Annotated in this window: 6 protein-coding genes; 2 read left to right on the top strand and 4 right to left on the bottom strand. The window is 41.7% G+C overall.

The features are described 5' to 3' along the window. Positions 1-25: 25 nt before the first annotated feature. The 4 genes from HT728_RS07780 to HT728_RS07795 all read right to left on the bottom strand — a co-directional run bounded on the left by HT728_RS07780 (position 26) and on the right by HT728_RS07795 (position 4,776). Positions 26-1,108: a Xaa-Pro peptidase family protein gene (locus tag HT728_RS07780; protein ID WP_173234675.1), complete on the bottom strand. Its 1,083-nt coding sequence runs from the start codon at positions 1,106-1,108 to the stop codon at positions 26-28. A gap of 127 nt (positions 1,109-1,235) precedes the next feature. Beyond that, positions 1,236-2,018, bottom strand: coding sequence for a lipid II isoglutaminyl synthase subunit GatD (gene gatD / locus HT728_RS07785; protein ID WP_033686811.1), 783 nt, complete (start codon positions 2,016-2,018; stop codon positions 1,236-1,238). Continuing rightward, positions 2,018-3,361, bottom strand: a complete 1,344-nt coding sequence (gene murT, locus HT728_RS07790; RefSeq protein WP_112443990.1) for a lipid II isoglutaminyl synthase subunit MurT — start codon at positions 3,359-3,361, stop codon at positions 2,018-2,020. Before murT ends, gatD begins: the two co-directional genes overlap by 1 nt. Before the next feature lie 98 nt (positions 3,362-3,459). Then, on the bottom strand, positions 3,460-4,776 hold the full coding sequence (locus tag HT728_RS07795) for an FAD-containing oxidoreductase (RefSeq protein ID WP_000958960.1): 1,317 nt from the start codon (positions 4,774-4,776) through the stop codon (positions 3,460-3,462). Between the two features lie 193 nt (positions 4,777-4,969). On the opposite strand from HT728_RS07795, the gene HT728_RS07800 reads away from it, so the two are divergent. Then, complete coding sequence (locus HT728_RS07800; protein ID WP_000841581.1) at positions 4,970-6,196, top strand: OFA family MFS transporter; 1,227 nt, start codon at positions 4,970-4,972, stop codon at positions 6,194-6,196. Positions 6,197-6,393: 197 nt separating this feature from the next. Beyond that, positions 6,394-7,968, top strand: coding sequence for a DEAD/DEAH box helicase (locus HT728_RS07805; protein ID WP_173234677.1), 1,575 nt, complete (start codon positions 6,394-6,396; stop codon positions 7,966-7,968). Positions 7,969-8,338: the final 370 nt, after the last annotated feature.

An 8,338-nucleotide genomic window follows, 5' to 3' on the forward strand; every position in this document is an offset into this window, starting at 1 on the left:
ATTTTCATTGAGTATTAGATGAATATTAATCAAAATAAAGCAAGTCTTTGCTGGTGCTTGTAAAGAGGTCAAAGCCATCCTTGGTAACAACACCGCAGTCTTCGATACGGACACCGACTTTACCAGGGATATAGATACCTGGTTCAACAGAGAAGCACATGCCTTCTTCGATAACCAAGTCATTTCCTTCCATGATAGAAGGGAATTCGTGGACATCCATACCGATACCGTGACCGAGACGGTGGTTGAAGTACTCGCCGTAACCAGCTTTTTCGATGACCTCACGGGCAGCGCGATCCACTTCATGGGCAGTCACCCCTGGCTTGATAAAGTCAAGAGCAGCTTGTTGGGCTTCAAGAGTCAAGTTATAAATGTCTTTCTTGAATTGGTCTGGTTTGCCGACAGCGACCGTACGAGTCATATCTGACGCATAGCCGTTGACTAGAACACCAAGGTCAAAGAGGAGAAGGGCGTTATTTTCAACTTTGTTTGCTGCTGGAATACCGTGTGGATTTGCAGCATTATCACCAGTCAAGACCATGGTATCAAAACTCATTTCATAACCTTCACGCTTCATAGCAAAGTCAATTTGGGCGATGATATCTGTCTCAGTCTTATCAAGAGAAATATTGTCAAAACCAACATTAACAGCCTTGTCCGCATAGAGACCTGCAACCATCATTTTTTGCACTTCATCAGCTGATTTGATGAGGCGCATGCGTTGGATACGAGGAGTGAGGTTTTCAAACTCAGCAGTTTCAAAAACGGTTTTTAAACCATGATATTTGGTTAAGATGAGATTGTCAAACTCAACAGCGACACGTTTGAAATCAAGCTGTGGTAGAGCATGTTTCATTTTTTGCCATGGATTTTCAGAATCCACATAGCCCACAACTGGGAAGGAAACAGTGCTAGTAGCACGCTCAACCTCAAGGGCTGGGACAAAGAGGAGGGGTTCTTGATCCGCTAGGATAAAAAGGAACATTTGGCGTTCATGGGGATCACTGTAAAAGCCAGTGAGGTAATTGATTGTGACGGGGTCAGATACGACAGCGACGTCTAGTTTTTCTGATTCAAGATATGTTACGATTTGTTGTAATTTAGACATATGCTACCTTCTTTCTACTCCTCTATTTTGGCAAAAAATGAGAGAAAATGCAAGGGAGAAGGGTAAAAGAACAGACAAAAAGAACTCCGACAAGATAACAGAGTTCTTTGATATAATTTCCTTTTGTTTAAGAAAAGTCAGCCTTGCTTTTGACATCACTGTATTCTTCAGCGATTTCTTGGCTGAGAATATCTTCATAGGCAGGGAGTTGGATGTCCTGACCATATTTCTTCTTGAGGGCTGTAGTGACTAGGCGATAAGCCAGATTGGCATTACGAGAGAGGATAGGCCCGTGGAAGTAGGAACCAAAGACATTCTTATAATGAACCCCTTCGCCGACTTTTTCTTCGTTATTTCCATTTCCATAGACAACCTGTCCCAGTGGTTTTTGATCATCTGAGAGGAAGGTACGGCCCTGATGATTTTCAAAGCCATAGTAGGTTTCATTGAAATCTTCATTGTGAATCTTGATGTCACCGATAAAACGGTTATTGGTCTGGTTGAGCGTGTAGTGGCCCATGACACCTAGCCCTTCGATACGTCTCCCTGAAGCTTCAATATAATATTGACCCAATAGTTGGAAACCACCGCAGATAGCCAGAACCACACCGTCATTTTGGATGTAGTTGTCAATGCTCTCTTTTTTAGCAGGTAGGTCGTCTGCAATGATACTCTGTTCAAAGTCTTGACCACCACCGAAAAAGGCGATGTCGTAGTGATTTTCATCAAAGTCATCATGGAGAGAAACGATGTCAACCGTCACATGGGCTCCCAGCTTTTCAGCCACATACTTGAGCATGAGGATGTTTCCATTGTCCCCGTAGGTATTCATGAGATTTCCGTAGAGGTGGGCAATGTTGAGCTGATAAGGGTAATTGCCATCTTTTGAGGAAAGTGAAGTATAAACCATTAGTTCATCTCCTTTCTAACAATCTGACGACTAGCCAGCAGTTCGCGGAATTCCAGCATAGCAGTATAGGTAGCCAGGATATAGGCATGCTTGCAGTCTTGGTTTTCAATGGTCTTAAGAACTTGTTCCAGATTACTTGTCTCAGTAATTTTCTCAGCTGGGTAACCAGTCACACGAAGACGGCGTGCGATTTCAGAATGGCGAACACCGCCAGCGTTGATTTCAGGGATGTCCATGTCAGTGATTTGTTCAAAATCAGCATCCCAGATCCAGCTTGTGTCAATCCCATCAGCATAGTTGGCATTAAGGAGGACGGATAGGCTAAATGGATAAGGTGCTAGTTTAATCATCTCGATAGCTTGGGTTGCACCGACTGGATTTTTAATCAAAACAAGGGTGCATTCCTTGTCACCGATATGGAAGGTTTCCTGGCGTCCAAAGACAGCACGGCTCTTGTCAAATCCCTGCTTGATGAGTTGGGAATCGGCGCCGAGAAAGCGGGCGATGGCAACTGCAGCTAGGGCGTTGTAGATATTATAGAGACCACCGATTTGGATACCATATTCTTGTCCGTCTATGACAAAGCGAGAGCTATTGTTGGTCAACTCAACTAGTTCTGTCAAGCGATAGTCGAGATCAGGACGTTTACATCCGCAGCCTTCACAGATATAGGCACCCAAGTTTGCATAGGTATTCTGCTCATATTTGAGGATTCCTTGGCAGTCAGGACAGAGAATCCCTTCTGTATTATAGTGAGCCAGCTGGGCTGGTCTTTTCTCCAAGTCAAAACCAAAATACTCTACAGGATTTGGAATAGCTGGCTTGTAGAAAAGTGGACTGTCTCCATTAAGGAGAACAGTAGCCGTAGGCACCTTACGAATGGCATCCAAAATCATCTTGTAAGTTGTGTAAATCTCACCATAGCGGTCCATCTGGTCACGGAAGATATTGGTGATAACAAAAAGGCTTGGCTGGATATAGTCACAGATACGAGATAGACTGGCTTCATCAATTTCTAAGACGGCAATATTTTTTCCAGTTTTAGAAGATTTGGCTGTTAAGAAGGTTGTCGCAATTCCTGTAATCATGTTGGCACCGCTTGGGTTGGTCAGAACTTGACCATAAACCTCTTTTAAAATACCGACAGTGAGGGCAGTTGTCAAGGTTTTTCCGTTGGTTCCAGTGACCACGACAATCTCGTAGTTCTTAGCTAGGTTTTGTAAAATATCTTTATCAAATTGAAGGGCAAGTTTTCCTGGGAGCGTACTTCCACGGCCAAGACGGCTTAAAACGAAGTGGGAAGAGCGCCCAGCAATAAGGCCCAAAGTAGTTTTTAAGTTCATGTTTCTATTATATCACAAAAGAGTGAAAAGACAGATTTGGTGTTTCGCAGAAGCAAAAACAGCCCAAAGAGGGCTGTTCGATACGATCAAATCTCAACTTAAATCGCAAACAAGTCATTCAAGTTCTCAGCCAAGGTTGGGTGAGTGAAGATTTGTTTTGTGAAGTAAGTATAAGGAATCTTGTTGTCCATAGCAACAGTAATGATGTTGATGATTTCTTGAGAACCTTCTGAGAAGATGCTTGCTCCAAGAATTTCTTTTGTTTCAGTATTCACAACAGCTTTGAAAGCTCCGCGAAGGTCTCCATTTACGTGACCACGAGGCATGGCTGCAACAGGGATTTCTTTCACTGCGTATGGAAGTTTCAAATCAGCTGCTTGGCTTTCAGTTAAACCAACTTGTGAAAGGGCAGGTGTGATAAACATGGTGTTTGGTACATTGAGACGGTCTTCAAGAGTGTAGCTGCCATCTCCAGCAAGGTAGCTGTAGACAACACGGAAGTCATCAAGTGAAATGTAAGTAAATTGAAGGCCACCGTTGACATCTCCAACTGCAAAGACACCAGGAACGTTTGTTTGACAGTGTTTGTCTACTTTAATAGCGCCACGTTCAGTTAGTTCAATATCTGTATTTTCAAGTTGAAGTGGTTCTACATTTGGTTTGCGTCCAGTTGCGTAGAGAAGGGCATCGAAACGGTAAGTTTCGTTTTCAGTCACGACAAGGACTTGGTCACCGTCGTTTTTGATTTCAGTAGTATGGATATTTTGAAGCAATTCAATACCGTCTTCTTCCATATATTGTTTAGCAAGAGCTGCGATGGAAGGTTCTGCACGAGGTAGGAAAGTATCCAAGGCATCTAGGACTGTGACCTTGCTTCCAAGTTTGTTGTAAAGGCCAGCAAATTCAAGACCGATATTTCCGCCACCAAGGACTCCAAGTTTTTCAGGCAACTTGTCCAAGTTTTGGATCCCTGTTGAGTCAAAGACGTTTTTGCTTGTAGCAAGTCCAGGGATTGGCAAGACGTTTGAAACAGCACCAGTGTTGATGACGATTGTTTCAGCAGTCAGTTCTTTCTTTTCATCACCAGCTTGGATTTCGATGACTTTATTTGAAAGGAAGTGAGCTTCCGCATCAAAGATATCCACGCCTGTACCAGCAACAGTCGCATAGTTTTTACCGTTGAGGCGACCAGTGATAGTATTTTTGGTAGCAATGACTTCTTCAAAAGACAAGCCCTTCTCAGCAGCAACTAGCAAAGTCTTAGTTGGGATACAACCGATGTTGATACAAGTTCCACCGTACATAGCTTTGCTACGTTCAACGAGGGCAACTTTTTTGCCAGCTGAAGCCAATTTACCAGCTAGTGTTTTACCAGCCTTACCAAATCCGATAACGATTAAATCATAAGTTAACATTTAGAGTTCCTCCTATTCGAATTACATTCTAGCACAAGAAAAAAACTTTTGCACAATTCTGCTACGAAAAAGACAGAAAAAAATAAAAACGCTTTCCAGACAAAAAGCTAGTAATTTTTTGACAAGCTTGATAAACTAAAATCCTATCTATTTTTATATAAGATAGAATAAATGTTCGAAAATAGGAGGTTTTATGAAATCGAATCGTTATATTATTGCCTTTGCTGGGGTCATTTTACACTTAATGCTGGGTTCGACTTATGCTTGGAGTGTTTATCGTAACCCTATTATTGAAAAAACGGGATGGGATCAGGCTTCTGTTGCCTTTGCCTTTAGTCTAGCAATCTTTTGTTTAGGCTTATCGGCTGCATTTATGGGGCGTTTGGTAGAAAAATTTGGTCCGAGAGTCATGGGGAGTCTATCTGCTTTTCTATACGCAGGTGGAAATATCTTAACAGGATTTGCAATAGACCGTCAGGAACTGTGGTTGTTGTATCTGGCTTACGGCATTTTAGGTGGGCTTGGTTTGGGAGCAGGCTATATTACCCCTGTGTCAACGATTATAAAATGGTTTCCTGATAAACGTGGTCTCGCAACAGGTTTAGCGATTATGGGGTTTGGTTTTGCTTCTTTATTGACTAGTCCCATAGCGCAACATCTCATCGCAGGGATAGGGCTTGTAGAAACTTTTTATATTTTAGGTGCAAGTTACTTTATTATCATGCTCCTAGCTTCACAATTCATTAAGCGTCCAAATGAGCAAGAGCTTGCAATTTTATCTGCTTCAGGGAAAGAAAAAACAGCCTCTTTGACGCAAGGAATGGCTGCAAATCAGGCTCTGAAAAGCAATCGGTTTTATATACTTTGGATTATTTTCTTTATCAACATAGCTTGTGGTTTAGGCTTAATTTCAGCGGCATCGCCAATGGCACAGGAGATGGCTGGCTTGTCTACAAGTCATGCAGCAGTAATGGTGGGCGTTTTAGGGATTTTCAATGGATTTGGTCGCTTGCTCTGGGCGAGCTTATCTGACTATATCGGTCGCCCCCTAACCTTTAGTATATTACTGCTTGTCAATCTTTTCTTTTCTCTCTCACTTTGGCTCTTTACAGATTCCGTTTTATTTGTAGTCGCTATGTCTATTTTGATGACTTGCTATGGAGCTGGTTTTTCATTGATTCCAGCTTATCTCAGTGATATTTTTGGAACCAAGGAATTGGCCGCTCTGCATGGTTATATTTTAACAGCTTGGGCAATGGCTGGTTTAGCAGGACCTATTTTATTAGCAGAGACTTATAAAATGGCTCATTCTTACACACAAACCTTGTTCGTTTTTATCATTTTATATAGTATCGCCTTGGCTTTGTCTTATTATCTAGGTCGTTCCATCAAAAAGGAAAGCCAAAAACCGCTTACATGATTTTCTAGAGAAATTAGGCTATCTTTTGCTCTGGTCTTGTGTTATACTAGATGGGTTGCAAAGAAAACAGTACTTTTCTTTTGTGGAAAAGAAGCAACACGATTTTGTATCCAGTATATGAAAATACGTCATAAAAAGAAAAGTATACACTAAGCCCTATAGGGTGGCTTCGCACCACCTTTAGAAAGAAGAATAACGTGAAATTTAATGAATTAAACTTGTCTGCTGATTTGCTAGCAGAGATTGAAAAAGCTGGTTTTGTAGAAGCCAGTCCGATCCAAGAACAAACCATTCCTTTGGCCCTTGAAGGCAAGGACGTTATCGGTCAAGCTCAGACTGGTACAGGAAAAACTGCAGCTTTTGGCTTGCCTACTCTTGAAAAAATCCGTACAGAAGAAGCGACCATCCAAGCCTTGGTCATCGCTCCAACTCGTGAACTCGCTGTCCAAAGTCAAGAAGAACTATTCCGCTTTGGTCGTAGTAAGGGAGTCAAAGTTCGCTCAGTATATGGCGGATCAAGCATTGAAAAACAAATTAAGGCTCTTAAATCTGGTGCCCATATCGTGGTGGGAACACCTGGTCGTCTCTTGGACTTGATTAAACGCAAGGCCTTGAAATTACAAGATATTGAAACTCTCATCCTTGACGAAGCAGATGAAATGCTCAACATGGGCTTCCTTGAAGATATCGAAGCCATCATTTCTCGTGTTCCTGAAAACCGTCAAACCTTACTTTTCTCAGCAACTATGCCAGATGCTATCAAACGTATCGGTGTTCAGTTTATGAAAGAACCTGAGCATGTGAAGATTGCGGCTAAGGAATTGACAACAGAATTGGTTGACCAGTACTATATCCGAGTTAAGGAACAAGAAAAATTTGATACCATGACTCGTCTTATGGATGTGGAACAACCAGAACTTGCTATCGTATTTGGTCGTACTAAACGCCGTGTAGATGAATTGACTCGTGGTCTTAAAATCCGTGGTTTCCGTGCCGAAGGAATTCATGGTGACCTGGACCAAAACAAACGTCTGCGTGTCCTTCGTGACTTTAAAAATGGCAATCTTGATGTTTTGGTTGCGACAGACGTTGCTGCGCGTGGTTTGGATATTTCAGGTGTGACTCATGTCTATAACTACGATATTCCACAAGATCCTGAAAGTTATGTTCACCGTATTGGTCGTACAGGTCGTGCTGGTAAGTCAGGTCAGTCTATTACTTTCGTATCACCAAATGAAATGGGTTACCTCCAAATCATTGAAAACTTGACTAAGAAACGCATGAAAGGTCTCAAACCTGCAAGTGCAGAAGAAGCCTTCCAAGCTAAAAAGCAAGTAGCTCTTAAGAAAATCGAACGTGATTTTGCAGATGAAACCATTCGTGCCAACTTTGAGAAATTTGGCAAGGATGCTCGTAAACTAGCTGCCGAATTTACTCCAGAAGAATTGGCAATGTATATTTTGAGTCTGACTGTTCAAGACCCAGATAGCCTTCCAGAAGTGGAGATTGCGCGTGAAAAACCACTGCCATTTAAACCATCCGGTAATGGCTTCGGTGGTAAAGCTAAGGGAGGTCGTCGTGGAGATGACCGTCGTGATAATCGCCGTGGAGACAACCGTCGTGGTGGCCGCCGTGATGATTTCAAAAAAGGAAGTCGTGGCAACGATCGTTTTGATAAGGAAAAACGTTACCGTAAGGATAATAAAAAACCACGCACTACTTCAAGCGAAAAGCAAACAGGCTTTGTTATTCGTAACAAGGGCGATAAATAGGAAAAAGCGGTTCAAAATGAATCGCTTTTTTATATAAGGAGACCGAATGTGAAAAAAGATAAATAAAATTGTTGTATTATCTTTTTATAATGTTATGATACACAAAAACAGGCAACTTGTCAATAGAAAAGGAACAATTTAATTAAAAATATTCTGGTTTTTAAAAATGGTAAATTCCCAAACTAAGTTCCACCGCTAGTAGAAGTGGAAGTTAATCTGATAAAAATTGTAAAAACCAGTGGAAATCCATGTCAGGGTAAGTTCCACTGGTTTTACTAATGCTTGATTTTATTGCTTTTGTAGCCAAAATGAATCGAAAAAAAGAGCGCACAAAATCCTCTTATCTGAAAGCGTTTCAGATTAAGTTCCG

It is taken from the genome of Streptococcus sp. 544 (assembly GCF_013277385.1).
GTDB lineage: Bacteria > Bacillota > Bacilli > Lactobacillales > Streptococcaceae > Streptococcus > Streptococcus mitis_BA.